This is a genomic window from Caulobacter sp. D5, assembly GCF_003185805.1.
Classification (GTDB): Bacteria; Pseudomonadota; Alphaproteobacteria; order Caulobacterales; family Caulobacteraceae; genus Caulobacter.
On record NZ_QHJY01000092.1, the window covers coordinates 1 to 16,484 of the forward strand.

The window sequence follows — 16,484 nt, forward strand, 5'->3', positions numbered from 1 at the left end:
CGCATCGCCGGTCTGGGCGACGCGGGCCAGGGCCTCGGTCTCGCGCACCGACAGGCCGCCGTCGATGACCTGCTGGGCCAGGGCGCCGGGATCGGCCGCCGTGGCGATGGCGCGGGCGTGGCCGGCGGTCAGGGCGCCGGTGACAAGGTGCTGTTGCACGGCTTCCGGCAGGGCCAGCAGGCGCAGCGTATTGGCCACGTGGCTGCGGCTCTTGCCGATGGTCTGGGCGATGGCGTCCTGGGTGCGGCCAAACTTGTCCATCAGCACGCGGTAGCTCAGCGCCTCTTCGAGAATGTTGAGGTCCGAGCGCTGGACGTTCTCGATGATGCCAATCTCGAGCACGGCCAGGTCGTCAAGCTCGCGCACGATGATCGGCACGGTCTTGAGGCCGGCTCGCTGGGCGGCGCGCCAGCGACGCTCGCCGGCGACGATCTGGTACTCGCCCGGAGCGCCCGGCGCCGGCCGCACCAGGATCGGCTGCAGCACGCCCTTCTCGGCGATCGAGTTGGCCAGTTCTACCAGGTCATCCTCGCGGAAGGTCCGGCGGGGCTGATCGGGATTACGCTTCAGCAGCTCGATCGGCGCCTCGCGCGAGCCGCCGGTATTGTCGCCCGGCGCCTGGGCAGGGGCCGCGTCGACCTCGCCCAGCAACGCCGACAGACCGCGACCCAGACCCCGACGGCCTTCCGACATCCCCGCTTCACCGACCACGACCGTCTCCTGGAAACTTCAAATTCGATAACGACTTCGACCCGTATCCTCAGGTCGTCTTCACCTGTGGATCAGGCCGCCTGGGCCTGACGGTCCTTCTCGCGGCTGATGACCTCGCGGGCCAGGCGCAGATAGGCCTGCGATCCGGCGCATTTGAGGTCGTACAGCAGCACCGGCTTGCCGAACGACGGCGCCTCCGACACCCGGACGTTGCGCGGTATGACCGCGTCATAGACCTTGTCGCCGAAGTGATCCCGGACATCCTTGGCCACCTGTTCGGACAGGCTGTTGCGGCGGTCGTACATGGTCAGCACCACGCCCTGGATCTCCAGGCGCGGATTGAGGCTGCCACGGACGCGCTCGATGGTGCGGATCAGCTGGGTCAGGCCCTCCAGGGCGAAGAACTCGCACTGCAGCGGCACGAACACGGCGTCGGCCGCGGTCATGGCGTTGACCGTCAGTACGTTCAGCGACGGCGGGCAGTCGATCAGCACATAGGTGTAGGGCCCGTTGGCGCGCAGCGGCTCCAGGGCGTCGCGCAGGCGGTAGGAACGGCGGGCCACCTGACCCAGCTCCAGCTCGACGCCCGACAGGTCGGCGTCGGCCGGGATCACGTCCAGGCCCGGCAGCGAGGTCTGGACGGCGGCCTCGATCACCGGCGCCTCGCCCATCAGCACGTCGTACAGCGTCTTCTTGCGCTGCAGGCGGCCGATCCCCAGGCCCGTCGAGCAGTTGCCCTGCGGGTCGGCGTCGATCAGCAGCACGCGCTCGCCGCAGGCCGCCAGGGCGGTGCCCAGGTTGATGGCCGTGGTGGTCTTGCCCACCCCGCCCTTCTGGTTGGCGACGGCCAGGACTCTCAGCTCAGACTTTGCGGACACGGCTCAGCCCCTTGATTTGCACGACATGGCCGCGCGGATCGCTCTTGGAGCTCCGCACGTCCGACTCGAACTTCCAGGTCTTCTCGGCTTCGGCGATCTCGGCGGCGACCTCCTGGCCCTTCAGGAGCCAGGCGACCGCGCCGCGCTTGAAATAGGGTTGGGCGAATTCCAGCAGGCGCGGCATCGGCGCGCAGGCCCGGGCCGTGACCACCTGGACCTTCAGGTCCAGGCTCTCGGCGCGGGCGTTGTGGATCTCGACCGGCAGGTCGAGCTCGCGGGAAACCGCCTCGAGGAAGCGGCAGCGCTTGGCCATGCTCTCGACGAGGTGAACCTTGGCCCCCGGAACGTCCTTCAGCAGGATGGCCAGCACCCCGCCGGGCAGGCCGGCGCCGGCGCCCAGGTCGGCCCAGACCTTGGCCTGGGGGGCGAAGGTCAGCAGCTGGGCGCTGTCCCAGGCGTGACGGTTCCAGTAGGCGGCCATCGAGGCCGGGCCGACCAGGTTCATCACCGCGTTCCACTCGGCCAGCAGCTCGCGATAGCGCGTCAGGTCGGCGACCTGGACGTCGGTCGCGCCCGTCAGCCTCTGGAAGGCCGGGGCGTCGACCGGGTCGAGCGTCTCGATGACGAGTTCGGACAAGGCTTGAGCCATCAGGCGGCGCGACCCCGACGGACGTGGGCCAGCAGGGCCGTCAGCGCGCCGGGGGTCACCCCCTCGATGCGGGCGGCCTGGCCCAGGGTCAGGGGCTTCACCCGGATCAGCTTCTCGCGCACCTCGTTGGAGAGGCTGCCGATATCGCGGTAGTCGAGATCGGCCGGCAGGCGCAGATCCTCGTCCTTGCGCAGGGATTCCGCGTCGGCGCGCTGGCGGTCGAGATAGCCGGCATAGGCCGCCTCGATCTCGATCTGCTCGCGGGCCATCGGGCTCCAGTCGGCGATCTCCGGCCACACGCGGACCAGGTCGTCGAGGCCGACGTCGGGATAGGCCAGCATGGCCAGGACGTCACGGCGCTGGCCGTCGGCATTGACCTTGAAGCCGGCTTTGACCGCTTCGGCCGGGGTCATATTGAGGGCGCGAGCACGGGCGCGGACCGCGGCCAGTTCGGCGGCCTTGGCTTCCCAGGCGGCGGCGCGGGTCTCGCCCACGACGCCAAGTTCGACGCCGCGCCCGGTCAGGCGCTGGTCGGCGTTGTCGGCGCGCAGGGTGAGGCGGAACTCGGCCCGGCTGGTGAACATGCGGTAGGGCTCGGTCACCCCACGTGTGACCAAGTCGTCGATCATCACGCCGATATAGGCCTCGTCACGGGCGAAGACGGCGGGCTCGCGGCCCAGCGCCGACAGCGCGGCGTTCATGCCGGCGACCAGGCCTTGCGCGCCGGCTTCTTCATAGCCCGTGGTGCCGTTGATCTGGCCGGCCAGATAGAGGCCCGGCAGGCGCTTGGTCTCCAGCGTGGCGTAGAGTTCGCGCGGATCGACATAGTCGTATTCGATCGCATAGCCGTAGCGGATCACCTCCACGGCCTCGAGACCGGGGATGGTGCGCAGGAACAGCAGCTGGGTCTCGGCCGAGACCGAGGTCGAGACGCCGTTCGGATAGACCGTGTCGTCGTCCAGGCCTTCCGGCTCCAGGAACACCTGGTGACTGGTCTTGTCGGCGAAGCGGACGACCTTGTCCTCGATCGACGGGCAATAGCGCGGGCCGATCCCCGTGGCGCGGCCGCCATAGACGGCGGACTCGCCCAGGCGCTCGGCGATGATCTTGTGGGTTTCCTCGGTCGTATAGGTGATGCCGCAGCGGATCTGCGGCACGTCGATACGGTCGTTGAGGAAGGAGAACGGCACGGGCTCTTCGTCGGCCGCCTGCATCTCCAGGCGGTCCCAGGCGATCGTCTTGCCGTCGAGACGGGCGGGCGTGCCGGTCTTCAGGCGGCCCATGTCGAAGCCCAGGCCATAGAGGCGGTCGGACAGGCCGATGGACGGCTGGTCGCCCACGCGGCCGGCCGGGATGCGGGTCTCGCCTTGGTGGATCAGGCCCTTGAGGAAGGTGCCGGTGGTCAGCACCACCTTGGGGGCGCGATAGACCACCCCCTCCCCGTCCACGGCGCCGGCCACGCAGCCGTCCTCGACGATGAGGTCTTCGGCGGCGGCGGCGATCACGTCGAGGTTCGGATAGGCGAACAGCTCGGCCTGCATGGCCTCGCGATAGAGCTTGCGGTCGATCTGCGAGCGCGGGCCGCGCACGGCGGGGCCCTTGGAGCGGTTCAGCATCCGATACTGGATGCCGGCCTTGTCGGCCATGCGGCCCATCAGGCCGTCCAGGGCGTCGATCTCGCGGACCAGGTGGCCCTTGCCCAGGCCGCCGATGGCCGGGTTGCACGACATCTCGCCGACGGTTTCACGTTTGTGGGTCAGCAGCAGGGTGCGCGCGCCGGTGCGCGCGGCCGCGGCCGCGGCTTCGCAGCCGGCATGACCGCCGCCGATGACGATGACGTCCCAGGCCTGTTGGCCATTGGGGGGCGAGATAGTGGACAAGGGAGAAGCGCCTCAATGCGGAACGCCCCCGTCGCGGCGGGGGCGTGTCCAGACTTATAGCCGCAAGCCGCCCTGTGGGCGAGTCGAGACCGGCGCGTTTCACGTGAAACGCCGTGTGCGTATCTGTGGTCAGCCTGTGGACCGTTCAAGGCGGTGTTCCACGTGAAACATTCACTTCCCAATGCAGAAGCTTGAAAAGACACGGTCAAGCACGTCTTCGGGGTCGATCCGGCCTGTGATCCGGGAAAGCGCCCGGGCGGCGAGACGAACGTCCTCCGCGGCCAGTTCCACGTCATCGGTTTCGGCCAGGGCGCGCTCCAGATAGGCCCTCGCCTCGCCCAGACGCTCCGCGTGGCGGATCCGGGTGGCGGCCGGGAACTCCGCGCCGGACAGCGCCTCGACCACGTGATCGGTCAGGACGGCGCGGATCGGGTCGGCCCCCTCCTCCCGCGCCGACAGCGCCGCCACGTGCAACCCCAACGCCTCGGCCTCAGTGCGTATGGCCGCCACCACGCCCGGCTCTACCAGATCGGTCTTGTTGACCACCATCCAGTCGCCGCTACGGATTATTGCGTGGTGTTCGGAATGTTTCACGTGAAACTCCGCCGCGTCCACGACCCACAGACGCAGATCAGCGTCCTCGGCCCAGGCCCGCGCCCGCCGCACACCCTCGGCCTCGATGTCGTCGGCGGTCTCGCGAATACCGGCCGTATCGGCCAGCAGGGCCTTGTAGCCACCCAACACGAGGGGAACCTCGATGACGTCCCGCGTGGTGCCCGGGGTCGCCGTGACGATGGCGGCGTCGCGTTCGGCCAGGGCGTTCAGCAGCGTGCTCTTGCCGGCGTTGGGCGCGCCGACCAGGGCGATACGGAAGCCGTCCCGCACCCGCCTGCCACGTGCGACATCGGCCAGGGCTGCTTCGATCTCGGCGGCCAGGGTTTCCAGACCCGGCCGCGCGCGGGCCGCCACGTCCTCCGGCAACTCCTCGTCGGGGAAGTCGACGGCGGCCTCCAGCATGGCCAGGGCCTGAACCAGCAGGTCGCGCCAGGCGTCATAGCGACGACCCAGGGCGCCGCCCAGCTGACCCAGCGCCTGCTTGCGCTGGCCTTCGGTCTCGGCGTCGATCAGGTCGCCGACCGCCTCGGCCTGGGCCAGGTCGAGCTTGCCGTGCTGGAAGGCGCGCCGGGTGAACTCGCCGGGCTCGGCCAGGCGCAAGCCCAGGGCCGACAGCGCCGACAGCAGCGCCTCGACGACCGCCCGGCCGCCATGCACGTGAAACTCCGCGGCGTCTTCGCCGGTGTAGCTGGCCGGCCCCTGGAACCACAGCACCAGGGCGTCGTCGAGCGCCACGCCGTCGTGGCGGAGGGTGCGCAGGGCCGCCTGACGCGGCTTGGGCAGGTTTCCCGTGAGGGCCCGCACGGCGTCGCTGCTGGCGGGACCAGAAACGCGGATCACCGCCACGGCGGCGCGACCGGCCGCGGTGGCCGGCGCGTAGATCGTATCGACCATCAGATCAGTCGCGCTTGCCGACCGCCGCTCCGGCCGCGGCCGTCATCAGCTTGCGGAAGCTGTCCTGGGCCCCGGCCCCGAACGCCATCCAGTTCTTCAGCAGTTCCTCGGGCGCCAGCATCGCCATGTTGGAGTCCATGCGCGCCTGCATCTCTTTCACGAGATGTTCGTTCAGCGGGCTCACGTCCGGCAGGCCCAGAAAGGCCCGCGCCTCGACCGGGGTGCAGTCGATCTCGATCGTCATCTTCATCGAAAAGGTTCCCTGGCGGCGGGCCACGAGATTGTGACGTCGCACCCTGCTCGCCACAGGTTAGAGCGCTTCGGTCGAAAGTCCCAATCGACGGCCCAAGGGTGGCCCCTATGGTAGCCTTGAGTACGGAGAGAGCCCAATGAGCGAGACCCTCACGATCAACACGCCCGACGGCGACTTCACGGCCTATGTGGCCCGTCCCGCCACGGGTGACGCAGCCCCGCCGGCCATCGTCGTCATCCAGGAGATCTTCGGCGTCAACCAGGTGATGCGCGACATCTGCGACAAGCTCGCCGGCGAGGGCTTCCTGGCCGTCTGCCCCGACCTCTTCTGGCGGATCGAGCCCGGCATCGACATCACCGACAAGTCCGAGGCCGAGTGGAAGAAGGCCTTCGAACTGTTCAACGCGTTCGACGTGGACGCCGGGGTCGCCGACATCGACGCCACCATCGACGCCATCCGCCCGCAGTCGTCGGGCAAGGTCGGCGCGGTCGGCTACTGCCTGGGCGGCCTGCTGGCCTTTCTGACCGCCACCCGCACCGACGCGGACGCCTCGGTCTCCTACTACGGCGTCGGCCTGGAGAAGCATGTCGGCGAGGCCGAGAAGCTGGAAAAGCCGTTGCTGCTGCACGTGGCCGAGGAAGACAAGTTCGTGCCCAAGGAGGCCCAGCAGGTGATCTTCGCGGCGCTGAAGGATCACCCCCAGATCACGCTTCATACCTATGCCGGCCGCGACCACGCTTTCGCGCGTGAAGGTGGTGAGCACTATGACGCCGCCGACGCGTCCCTCGCCAACGGCCGTAGCCTGGCCTTCTTCAAGAAGACCCTCGCCTGATGCTGGCCGTCGAAGCCAAGGCCGCCGGCGGCCCCGAAGTGCTGGAGGTCGTCGAGCGCGACCTGCCCTCCCCCGGCCCCGGCCAGATCCTCGTCCGCCACGCGGCCGTCGGTCTGAACTTCATCGACACCTATCACCGCTCCGGCCTCTATCCGCTGAAGTACCCGCAGGTGCTGGGCCTGGAGGCCGCCGGCCACGTGGAAGCCGTCGGTGACGGCGTGACCCGCTTCGCCGTCGGCGATCGTGTCGCCTACAACGGCACGATGGGCGCCTATGCTGAAGCGTCGATCGTGCCGGCCGACCGGACGGTGAAGGTTCCCGATAGCGTCGAACTGGAGGTCGCCGCGGCCGTGCTGCTGAAAGGCATGACGGCCGAGTTCCTGGTCCGTCGCTGCTTCCCCGTGAAGGCGGGCCAGACCGTGCTAGTCCACGCCGCCGCCGGCGGGGTCGGCCAGATCCTGGTACAGTGGGCCAAGGCCCTGGGCGCCAGCGTCATCGCCACGGTCGGCTCGGAGGCCAAGGCCCGGATCGTCCGCGACCTCGGCGCCGACCACGTGATCCTCTACGACCACGAGGACGTCGCCGCCCGGGTCACCGAGATCACCGGCGGGGCCGGCGTGCCGGTCGTCTATGACGGCGTCGGCAAGGACACCTTCCAGGGCAGCCTGAAGAGCCTGGCCCGTCGCGGCGTGCTGGTCACCTATGGCAACGCCTCGGGACCCGTGCCGCCTTTCGCCCCGCTGGAACTGGGCGCCAAGTCGGCCTGGATCACCCGCCCTCGCCTGTTCGACTACATCGTCACGACCGAGGAGCTCGACGAGAGCGCCGCGGCCCTGTTCGAGGTCCTGGCCTCGGGCGCGGTGAAGATCGAGATCGGTCAGCGGTTCCCGCTGGCGCAAGCACGGCAGGCGCATGAGGCGCTGGAGGGGCGGAAGACGACCGGGGCGACGGTGTTGGTGCCCTGAGGTCGGGGAAGACCCCCTCCGGCCCTTCGGGCCACCTCCCCCAAAGAGGGAGGATCTACGCAGCAGATGCTCCCCCTCTGGGGGAGCTGTCGCGGAGCGACTGAGGGGGTTCACCACCACCACCGACCAACAAAAAAAGGCCCCGGATCGCTCCGGGGCCTTTCTCGTGTTTCACGTGAAACACCAAGCTTAAGTATTCATGCTCTGGAAGAAATCGCCGTTCGTCTTCGACTGGCGCAGCTTCTCGAGCAGGAACTCGATGGCGTCCGAGGCGCCCATCGGATTGAGGATCCGGCGCAGCACGTAGGTCTTCTGCAGCTGGTCGCGCGGGGTGATGAGTTCTTCCTTGCGGGTGCCCGACTTGAGCACGTCGATGGCCGGGAAGATGCGCTTGTCGGCCACCTTACGATCGAGAACGATTTCCGAGTTACCCGTGCCCTTGAACTCTTCGAAGATGACTTCGTCCATGCGGCTGCCGGTGTCGATCAGGGCCGTGGCGATGATCGACAGCGAGCCGCCCTCTTCCACGTTACGCGCCGCGCCGAAGAAGCGCTTGGGGCGCTGCAGGGCGTTGGCGTCGACACCGCCGGTCAGGACCTTGCCCGACGACGGCACCACGGTGTTGTAGGCGCGGCCGAGGCGGGTGACCGAGTCCAGGAGGATGACGACGTCGCGCTTGTGCTCGACCAGGCGCTTGGCCTTCTCGATGACCATCTCGGCGACCTGCACGTGGCGCGTGGCAGGCTCGTCGAAGGTCGAGGCGATGACCTCGCCCTTCACCGTGCGCTGCATGTCGGTGACTTCTTCCGGGCGCTCGTCGATCAGCAGGACGATCAGATAGCACTCGGGGTGGTTGGTCTCGATCGACTTGGCGATGTTCTGCAGCATCACCGTCTTACCCACGCGCGGCGGGGCGACGATCAGGCAGCGCTGGCCCTTGCCGAGCGGGGCGACGATGTCGATGACGCGGCCCGAGCGATCCTTGATGGTCGGATCGGGCAGTTCCATGTTCAGGCGCTCTTCGGGATAGAGCGGCGTCAGGTTGTCGAAGTGCACCTTGTGGCGCACGTTCTCGGGGCTTTCGAAGTTGATCTTCGAGACGCTGGTCAGGGCGAAATAGCGCTCGCCTTCGCGCGGCGAGCGGATCGCGCCCTCGACGCTGTCGCCGGTGCGCAGGCCGAACTTGCGGATCTGCGAGGGCGAAACATAGATGTCGTCCGGGCCCGGCAGATAGTTGGCTTCCGGCGAGCGCAGGAAGCCGAAGCCGTCCTGGACCACTTCCATGGTGCCCGAACCGAAGATCTCCACGCCTTCTTCGGCGAGGGTCTTCAGGATGGCGAACATCATGTCCTGCTTGCGCATGGAGTTGGCGTTCTCGACCTCGAAGGTCTCGGCGAACGCCAGCAGGTCGGCCGGGGATTTTTCCTTCAGTTCCTGCAGCGACATGCGCGTCAGGCCCATGGCGGCGATGGCCGCGGTGATCTCTGCGTTGTCGTCCTCGTCGCCGGCGTCGCCTTCGGCGGCGTTGTCGGCAGAGGCTTCAGCAGTGGTGTCGATCGCGGCGTCTTCCGTCGTTTCGACAGTGTCGAGCGAGGTTTCCAGCTCGGCGGGGACTTGCGGGTCGGTGTCTTCAGACATGCATGGACTCACGGTGGCCCGGATACGATCCGGGCTTGGGTAGAAATTCAGCCGGCTCCACGTGGAAGCGGCGATGGGGTCGCGCCATTGACGACGGCGCGGATCGATCAGGGGAACGGATCATGAGGCGCACCAGGACGGGCGCGATCCGTGAAAGGCGGGAACGCAGCGGTATGACCGCAACGTCTGACCAAGACGGGAACCACAAGGCGGCCCCGGGGTCAAGCGCTACCGGAACCGTCCTGTGGGCGCTCGTCATCCCGCCTGAGGATGAAGGGGGGAGAACGCGGGGGCCAGGGCCCCTTCCCGCTAGTTCAGGTACTTGGTGGTCACCGACAGCACGATGACGATCGCCGCCACGAAGGGCAGCTCGTTGGTGGCGCGCCAGAACTTCTCCGAGCGCTTGTTCTGGCCGGCCTCGAACTGCTTGCGGGCCTTCGACAGGAAGCCGTGCCAGCCGAACAGGAAGAACACGCCTGCCAGCTTGGCCAGCATCCAGGGCTTCAGCAAAAAGTCCCAGCCGCGGATCGCGCCGTCGGCCATGATCAGGCCGAGGCCGAAGATCAGGGCGGCGACCATCGCCGGATTGATGATCCCGCGCAGCAGCCGGCGCTCCATGACCTTGAAGGTCGCGTCCATCTCCGAACCCAGGGTGGCGCCGGTGTGATAGACGTAGAGGCGCGGCAGGTAGAGCATCCCCGCCATCCAGGCGATCACGGCCAGGATGTGCAGGCCGCGGATCAGGTTGAAATGCTCGACCAAGAAGTCGGTCACGCAGCGGCTCCGGTGCAAGTTTGGTCGCCGCCGCAGATCTGCGACGACTCCGACGACAGGGCCTCCGTGACCAGAGTCCCCAAACAATCGATGAACGCCGGCGTCACGCCCAGGGCCGGCGGGCGGACATAGATCGAGCCGCCGTGCTCGTAGGCCAGCTCGCGATATTCGACGTCGAGCTCGACCAGGGTCTCGATATGCTCGGAGACGAAGGCGATCGGGGCGACGACCAAAGCGAGACCCGCCTCGGCCGCGGCCTTGACCTCGTCGTCGGTGGACGGACCGATCCACTTCAGCGGACCGACCCGGCTCTGGTAGCTGATCTTCCAGTCGACGCCCTCGCCCAGGATGTCGCCCAGCTTGGCGACAACGGCCGCAGCCGTGGCCTCGACCTGGCGCTGGTAGGGATCGCCGGCGATGATCACCTTCTCGGGCAGGCCGTGGGCCGAGAACAGAATCCGCGCCGGCTTGGGCGCGCCGGCCTTGAGGTAGTCCTGGCGGATCAGATCCGCGTGCGCCTGCACGAACCCTTCGGCCGTCGGATAGCAGCAGACCGTCGTCGTCCGGCCCGGGCCTTTGCGATAAGCGCGGTTCCACGCTTTCAGCGACGAGGCCGTCGTCGTCGTCGAATACTGCGGATAGAGCGGCAGCAGCACCACCTCGTCGGGCGCGAAGGCCTTCACGGCCTTGGCCGTCTCGCCAGTCAGCGGATCCCAGTAGCGCATGGCGATGAAGGTCTTGACCGTATCGCCCGGCAGCCGCTGGGCCAGCACCGCCTCGAGCGCCGCCGCCTGCTTCTGCGTTTCCGGCAGCAGGGGCGAGCCGCCGCCCATCAGGGCGTAATTGGCGCGCGCCGACTTGGCCCGGGTGGTCGAGATCAGGGTCGCCACCGGATAGCGGACGAAGAACGGCGCCTGGATGATCGCCGGATCGCGGAACAGGTTGAACAGGAACGGCCGCACGGCCTCCTGACGATCGGGTCCGCCCAGGTTGAACAGGACGACGGCGATCTTGCGACCGTTCTTCTGCTGGCTCACTGGCCGGTCACCCGCTTCAGCACCTGCTCGACATGAGCGATCGGCGTGTCGGGCAGAATGCCGTGACCCAGGTTGAAGATATAGGGGCCCTGTCCCCACTGCGCGAGCATCTGGTCGACGCGTTCGTCCAGCGCCGACCCGCCGGCCCGCAGCAGCAGCGGATCGAGGGCGCCCTGGATGGTCTTGATCTTCTGGATCGTCTGACCCAGCTTCGCCGAGGCCGAGGTGTCGAGCGCCACCCCGTCCACCGGTACGGCCTGCGCGTAGGCTTCTACGAGCGTTCCGGCCCCGCGGGGGAAGCCGATGATCGGCACGGTCACGCCGCGGGCGCGCAGGCCCTCGACGATGGCGATGTGCGGCCTGGTCACCAGACGCTCGAACAGCGGCTCTGAGAGGCCTTCGGCCCAGCTCTCGAACAGCTTCAGCGCCTGGGCGCCGGAGGCGGCCTGCATGGCCAGGTAATCCACGGTCGCGTCGACCAGGATCTGGATCAGCCGGTCCAGCTTGTCGGCGTTCTGGTAGGCGAAGGTCCGCGCGCCCGAGCGATCGCTGGAGCCGCCCTCGATCATGTAGGTGGCCACCGTCCACGGCGCGCCGGCGAAGCCGATCAGGGCCTTGGAGGGATCGATGTCCGCACGAACCCGCGACAGCGTCTCTCCGACGGCCTTCAGGGCCTCGCCCGCCTGGCCCACCTTGTCGGCCATGGCGTCCAGATCAGGCAGTTCGCCGAGCTTGGGACCCTCGCCAGCCTCGAACCACACCTTCTGGCCGAGAGCCCCGGGGATCAGCAGGATGTCGGCGAAGACGATGGCCGCGTCATACGGAAAACGACGCAGCGGCTGCAGCGTCACCTCGGCCGCCTTCTCCGGGTTCAGGCAGAAGCTGATGAAGTCCGGGGTCGTCGCGCGCACGGCGCGATACTCGGGCAGGTACCGTCCCGCCTGGCGCATGAACCAGACCGGGGGACGCTCGGCGGTCTCGCCAGCCAGCACGGAGAGAAACTTCGGGATCGGGGCGCTCGTCATACCGGCGTTAAATCCCGGCGAGCCTTCGCACTCAAGTCCGTGCGACCCCGTACCCTCTTATTCTTCTTAAAAATAAGATTCTTAGAAAGGTAGGAAGAAGGGGGTGGGCAAGTGCAACACGGGGATAAGTCCGCCCGTGTGGAAGAGTCCAACAGGCCCTACTCGGTATGCCCAAGCTTGGTCCACATGGGGGTCATACCTTGTGAACTCCGTGGACAAGCCGCCAGGGCCCTGGAATCCCTAAGGAACCCAGATGCTGGTAAAAGCGAAATTAACCATCTGTTAGTAGTTTCCACAGGCGTGGACGAACGCTCAGGCACATGTCCTGAAGGGCAGGTTCAAGCTGGGGATTGTCCGGCGTCAATGAGGCCGTTTATCACAGGGGCGCGGCGCGTCGCCGCGGCAGGGCGTATTTGGCGCCCGCTTGTCCCCAGAGGGCGCCCAGAGTGGTAAAGCAATCTTTAACGGACGATCCACAGGAAGGCGCCTCGGCTGAGACCGATCGCCACACCGCGCGGTTCGCCACCTACTTCCACATCCACCTGGTGTCGGACTCCACGGGCGAGACGCTCAACGCCATGGCGCGCGCGGTTTGCGCCCGTTTCACCGATATCCTGCCCATCGAACACATCTACGCGCTGGTTCGTTCCACGCGTCAGCTGGATCGCGCCCTCGACGAGATCGCCGGCGCGCCGGGCGTGGTCATGCACACCATCATCGACCCGAACCTGCGCGCGGCCCTGGAAGAAGGCTGCCGCAAGCTCGAAATGCCGTGCATCGCCGCGCTGGATCCGGTGGTCAGCGCCATGTCGCGCTATCTGGGGGCCAAGATCTCCACGCGCGTGGGCGCGCAGCACGCGCTGAACAACGACTATTTCGATCGTATCGAGGCCCTGGACTACGCCATCGCCCACGACGACGGCCAGGGCGGCCAGGACCTGACCCAGGCCGACGTCATCCTGGTGGGCGTGTCGCGCACCTCGAAGACCCCGACCTGCATCTATCTGGCCCATCGCGGCGTGCGCGCGGCCAATGTGCCGCTGGTGCCGGGCCGTCCGCCGCCCGACCAGCTGTTCGAGCTGAAGAACACCCTGATCGTCGGCCTGATGACCAGCCCCGAGCGGCTGATCCAGATCCGCCGCAACCGCCTGCTCTCCCTCAAGGAGAATAGAGAGAGCGATTATATCGACACCGACAGCGTGCGGGCCGAGATCATCGCCGCCCGCCGCCTGTTCGAGAAGAACGGCTGGCCGATCATCGACGTCACCCGCCGGTCGGTGGAAGAAACCGCCGCGGCGATCATCAACCTGCTGTCGGGCGGCCGCGGCCAGGTCGAGGTGCTGGGATGAGCGCGCTCTTCACACCAAAAGTGGCAATCACCCTGGCCTCCACCAGCTGGACGCGACAGACCATCCTCAAGAACGCCGGCGTGCCGTTCGAGGCCGTGGCCGCTGGCGTGGACGAAGACGCCGCCAAGGCGGGCCTGCTGGCCGAGGAGGTCTCCCCGCGCGACGTCGCCGACGCCCTGGCCGAGATGAAGGCGGTCAAGGTTTCGGGCAAGCGGCCGGGCCTGGTGATCGGCTCGGACCAGACCCTGGAGCTGAAAGGCCGGCTGTTCGACAAGGTCGGCACGGTGGAGGAAGCCCGCGCCCGCCTGCTGGAGCTGCGTGGCGAGGTCCACAAGCTGCATTCCGGCGTCGTCGTCGCCCGCGACGGCCGGCCGATCTGGCGCGTGGTCGAGACCGCCAAGCTGTCGGTGCGTCCGTTCAGCGACGCCTGGCTCGACGGCTATCTGGAGCGCAACGGCGAGCAGATCCTCTCATCAGTGGGCTGCTACATGCTGGAGGGCGAAGGCCTGCAGATGTTCGACCGTGTCGACGGCGACTATTTCACCATCCTCGGGCTGCCGATGACCGGCCTGCTCGACTTCCTGCGCCTGCACGGAGCCCTCCAGGCATGAGTTCTCAACACGGGCAGGCGATCACGGGCGCGGCCCTGGTGGCCGGCGTCTGCGGCCAGCCGATCATCCATTCGATGAGCCCGATCCTGCACAACGCCTGGCTGGCGGCCGCGGGGATCGACGGCGCCTATGTGCCGATGGGTCCGGCCCAGGACCGGTTCGAGGCCTTCGTGAACGGCTTTCGCGGCGGGGTGATCCGCGGGCTCAACGTCACCATCCCCTTCAAGGAACGGGCCCTGGCCTGCGCCGACGAGGCCAGTGATCTCGCCCGCCTGGCCGGCGCCGCCAACCTGCTGCGGTTCCGCGACGACGGCACGATCTTCGCCGACAACACCGACGGCCCGGGCCTGCTGGGGGCGATCGCCGCCCAGGCGCCGGACTTCGACGTGACCGCTTCGCCCGTCGTGATCCTCGGGGCCGGCGGCGCGGCGCGCGGCGCGGCGGCCGCCCTGCTGCTGGCCGGCGCGCCCGCCGTGCGGATCGTCAACCGCACGCTCGCCAAGGCCCAGGCCGTCGCCGACGCGTTGGGAGACAAGGTCACGGCCGCCGGCGAGGACGCCCTCCCCGCCCTGCTGGCTGACGCCGGCCTGGTGATCAACGCCACCTCGCTTGGCCTGGGCGGCGGCGAGGGTCCGGCGGCCGATCTTTCGCTGACGCCGCAGGGCTGCGTGGTGATGGACATGGTCTACAAGCCGCTGCGCACCGAGTTCCTGCAACGCGCGCAAGCGGCTGGGCGCGCCACGGTGGATGGGCTGGAGATGCTGCTGCTGCAGGCCGTGCCGTCGTTCGAGGCCTTCTTCGGCCAGGCCCCGCCGGCGCAAGTGGACGTGCGCGCCATCGCCCTGGCGCATCTGGGAGCTTCGGCGACGTGATCATCCTTGGCCTCACCGGCTCCATCGGCATGGGCAAGTCGACCACGGCCAAGATGTTCGAGGCCCAGGGCGCGCCGGTCTACGATTCCGACGCCGCCGTGCACGCGCTCTATTCCGTCGGCGGCGCGGCTGTCGGGCCCGTCGAGGCGGCGTTTCCGGGCGTGGTCGTGGACGGCGCGATCGACCGCGCGCGGCTCAGCACCCAGGTCGTCGGCGATCCCGAGGCGCTGGAGAAGCTGGAGGCCATCGTCCATCCGCTGGTCGGCGCTCATCGCATCGGCTTCTTCGAGAAGGCTGCGGATGAGGGCCACGACATCGTCGTGCTCGACGTGCCGCTGCTCTACGAGACCGGCGGTCAGAAGAACGTCCACAAGGTGGTGGTCGTCAGCGCGCCCGCCGATATCCAGCGCGAGCGGGTGCTGGCCAGGCCCGGCATGACCGCGGAGAAGTTCGAGGCGATCCTGGCCCGCCAGCTGCCCGACGCCGAAAAGCGCGCCCGCGCCGACTTCGTCATCGATACGGGCCGGGGCCTGGAGGCCGCCGAGGACCAGGTGCGCGACATCCTGACCCTGTTGAGAACCTCCGCCCACGCTTGATGCGTGACTCGAACCGGCCCATTGAAAGGCCATGGCCCGGGAAATCATCCTCGACACCGAAACCACCGGCTTCGATCCGAAGACGGGCGACCGCCTGGTCGAAATCGGCTGCATTGAGGTGGTGGACTTCATGCCCACCGGCCGCTCGTTCCACGAATATTGCGACCCGCTGCGCGACATGCCGGCCGAGGCCGAGAAGGTGCACGGCCTGTCGGCCGCCTTCCTGACCGGCAAGCCGAAGTTCCACGAGATCGCCGACAAGTTCCTGGAATTCGTCGGCGACAGCGTCGTCGTGGCCCACAACGCCTCGTTCGACCGCAGCTTCGTCAATTTCGAGCTGGAGAAGTGCGGCCGCGCGCCGCTGCCGGAAGAGCGCTGGGTCGACACCCTGGCCATGGCCAAGAAGCGTTTCCCGGGCATGTACAACTCGCTCGACGCGTTGTGCAAACGCTTCAAGATCAGCCTCGACAGCCGCGACAAGCACGGGGCGCTGATCGACTCCCACCTGCTGGCCGAGGTCTATCTCGAACTGCAGGGCGGCAAGGAACGCGCGCTCGAACTGACCCACGCCGTGGCGGTCAACGCCGTCAGCGCCGCCCGCGCCGGCGGCTACGGCGCCCGCCCGCGCCCCCTGCCCTTCCGCTCGACCGACGCCGAACGCGCCGTGCACGCCGACTGGGTCAAGTCGACCCTGAAGGACAAGGCCGTCTGGCTGAAGTTCGACCTGCCGGAGCTGGCGCCGCCGCCGGCGGAATAACCCTGGAAAACCTCTCCCATAGGGAGAGGGAGGGGCCCGCCGCGTAGCGGTGGGAGGGTGAGGGGTTTCGCCCTCACCGTATTACCCAAGATCGTGCCGGCACGCCGTCAACCGTCCCTAACCCCTCATCCTCCCACGCCTGCGGCGC

At 68.0% G+C, this 16,484-nt stretch carries 17 protein-coding genes; 7 read left to right on the forward strand and 10 right to left on the reverse strand.

What is annotated here, in order from left to right; all coding sequences use genetic code 11:
* The 6 genes from DMC18_RS07060 to DMC18_RS07085 form a co-directional block, all read right to left on the reverse strand.
* A partial coding sequence (locus DMC18_RS07060) for a ParB/RepB/Spo0J family partition protein (RefSeq protein ID WP_110132801.1) occupies nucleotides 1–693 on the reverse strand: 693 nt, incomplete at its 3' end.
* Nucleotides 694–782: 89 nt separating this feature from the next.
* The gene (locus DMC18_RS07065) at nucleotides 783–1,589 is read right to left on the reverse strand and encodes a ParA family protein (protein ID WP_110121127.1); all 807 of its coding nucleotides are present in this window, start codon (nucleotides 1,587–1,589) and stop codon (nucleotides 783–785) included.
* Complete coding sequence (gene rsmG, locus DMC18_RS07070; RefSeq protein ID WP_110132802.1) at nucleotides 1,573–2,238, reverse strand: 16S rRNA (guanine(527)-N(7))-methyltransferase RsmG; 666 nt, start codon at nucleotides 2,236–2,238, stop codon at nucleotides 1,573–1,575. Before rsmG ends, DMC18_RS07065 begins: the two co-directional genes overlap by 17 nt.
* Nucleotides 2,238–4,109: a tRNA uridine-5-carboxymethylaminomethyl(34) synthesis enzyme MnmG gene (mnmG, locus tag DMC18_RS07075; protein ID WP_199228561.1), complete on the reverse strand. Its 1,872-nt coding sequence runs from the start codon at nucleotides 4,107–4,109 to the stop codon at nucleotides 2,238–2,240. The genes rsmG and mnmG overlap by 1 nt, the downstream gene beginning before the upstream one ends.
* Nucleotides 4,110–4,289: 180 nt before the next feature.
* Nucleotides 4,290–5,627, reverse strand: a complete 1,338-nt coding sequence (mnmE, locus tag DMC18_RS07080; protein ID WP_110121130.1) for a tRNA uridine-5-carboxymethylaminomethyl(34) synthesis GTPase MnmE — start codon at nucleotides 5,625–5,627, stop codon at nucleotides 4,290–4,292.
* Nucleotides 5,628–5,631: 4 nt separating this feature from the next.
* Nucleotides 5,632–5,877, reverse strand: a complete 246-nt coding sequence (locus tag DMC18_RS07085; protein ID WP_110121131.1) for a DUF6489 family protein — start codon at nucleotides 5,875–5,877, stop codon at nucleotides 5,632–5,634.
* Nucleotides 5,878–6,016: 139 nt separating this feature from the next.
* Between DMC18_RS07085 and DMC18_RS07090 the strand changes: the two genes are divergently transcribed.
* On the forward strand, nucleotides 6,017–6,712 hold the full coding sequence (locus DMC18_RS07090; protein ID WP_110121132.1) for a dienelactone hydrolase family protein: 696 nt from the start codon (nucleotides 6,017–6,019) through the stop codon (nucleotides 6,710–6,712).
* Complete coding sequence (locus DMC18_RS07095; RefSeq protein WP_110121133.1) at nucleotides 6,712–7,677, forward strand: quinone oxidoreductase; 966 nt, start codon at nucleotides 6,712–6,714, stop codon at nucleotides 7,675–7,677. Before DMC18_RS07090 ends, DMC18_RS07095 begins: the two co-directional genes overlap by 1 nt.
* Before the next feature lie 189 nt (nucleotides 7,678–7,866).
* Here DMC18_RS07095 and rho read toward each other — a convergent pair whose 3' ends face one another.
* The 4 genes from rho to hemE all read right to left on the reverse strand — a co-directional run bounded on the left by rho (nucleotide 7,867) and on the right by hemE (nucleotide 12,151).
* A complete protein-coding gene (gene rho / locus DMC18_RS07100) occupies nucleotides 7,867–9,315 on the reverse strand; it encodes a transcription termination factor Rho (protein WP_110121134.1) in 1,449 nt (482 codons plus the stop codon).
* A 309-nt stretch (nucleotides 9,316–9,624) separates the two neighbouring features.
* A complete protein-coding gene (locus DMC18_RS07105; RefSeq protein WP_255580294.1) occupies nucleotides 9,625–10,125 on the reverse strand; it encodes a CopD family protein in 501 nt (166 codons plus the stop codon).
* Entirely contained in the window at nucleotides 10,086–11,126 is a 1,041-nt protein-coding gene (gene hemH, locus DMC18_RS07110) for a ferrochelatase (protein ID WP_110121136.1), read from the reverse strand. Before hemH ends, DMC18_RS07105 begins: the two co-directional genes overlap by 40 nt.
* Nucleotides 11,123–12,151: a uroporphyrinogen decarboxylase gene (gene hemE, locus DMC18_RS07115; protein WP_110121137.1), complete on the reverse strand. Its 1,029-nt coding sequence runs from the start codon at nucleotides 12,149–12,151 to the stop codon at nucleotides 11,123–11,125. The genes hemH and hemE overlap by 4 nt, the downstream gene beginning before the upstream one ends.
* A 446-nt stretch (nucleotides 12,152–12,597) precedes the next feature.
* Here hemE and DMC18_RS07120 point away from each other — a divergent pair, with 446 nt between their 5' ends.
* Genes DMC18_RS07120 through dnaQ form a run of 5 tightly spaced genes read left to right on the forward strand, consistent with a single transcriptional unit; the run spans nucleotide 12,598 to nucleotide 16,336 of the window.
* Nucleotides 12,598–13,500: a pyruvate, water dikinase regulatory protein gene (locus tag DMC18_RS07120; protein ID WP_110121138.1), complete on the forward strand. Its 903-nt coding sequence runs from the start codon at nucleotides 12,598–12,600 to the stop codon at nucleotides 13,498–13,500.
* A complete protein-coding gene (locus tag DMC18_RS07125; RefSeq protein WP_110121139.1) occupies nucleotides 13,497–14,111 on the forward strand; it encodes a Maf family protein in 615 nt (204 codons plus the stop codon). The genes DMC18_RS07120 and DMC18_RS07125 overlap by 4 nt, the downstream gene beginning before the upstream one ends.
* Nucleotides 14,108–14,983 carry a shikimate dehydrogenase gene (gene aroE, locus DMC18_RS07130; protein ID WP_110132803.1) on the forward strand — a complete coding sequence of 292 codons (876 nt, stop codon included), beginning with the start codon at nucleotides 14,108–14,110 and terminating at the stop codon, nucleotides 14,981–14,983. Before DMC18_RS07125 ends, aroE begins: the two co-directional genes overlap by 4 nt.
* Entirely contained in the window at nucleotides 14,980–15,579 is a 600-nt protein-coding gene (gene coaE / locus DMC18_RS07135) for a dephospho-CoA kinase (protein WP_110121140.1), read from the forward strand. Before aroE ends, coaE begins: the two co-directional genes overlap by 4 nt.
* Before the next feature lie 31 nt (nucleotides 15,580–15,610).
* Nucleotides 15,611–16,336, forward strand: coding sequence for a DNA polymerase III subunit epsilon (gene dnaQ, locus DMC18_RS07140; protein ID WP_110121141.1), 726 nt, complete (start codon nucleotides 15,611–15,613; stop codon nucleotides 16,334–16,336).
* Nucleotides 16,337–16,484 lie beyond the last annotated feature (148 nt).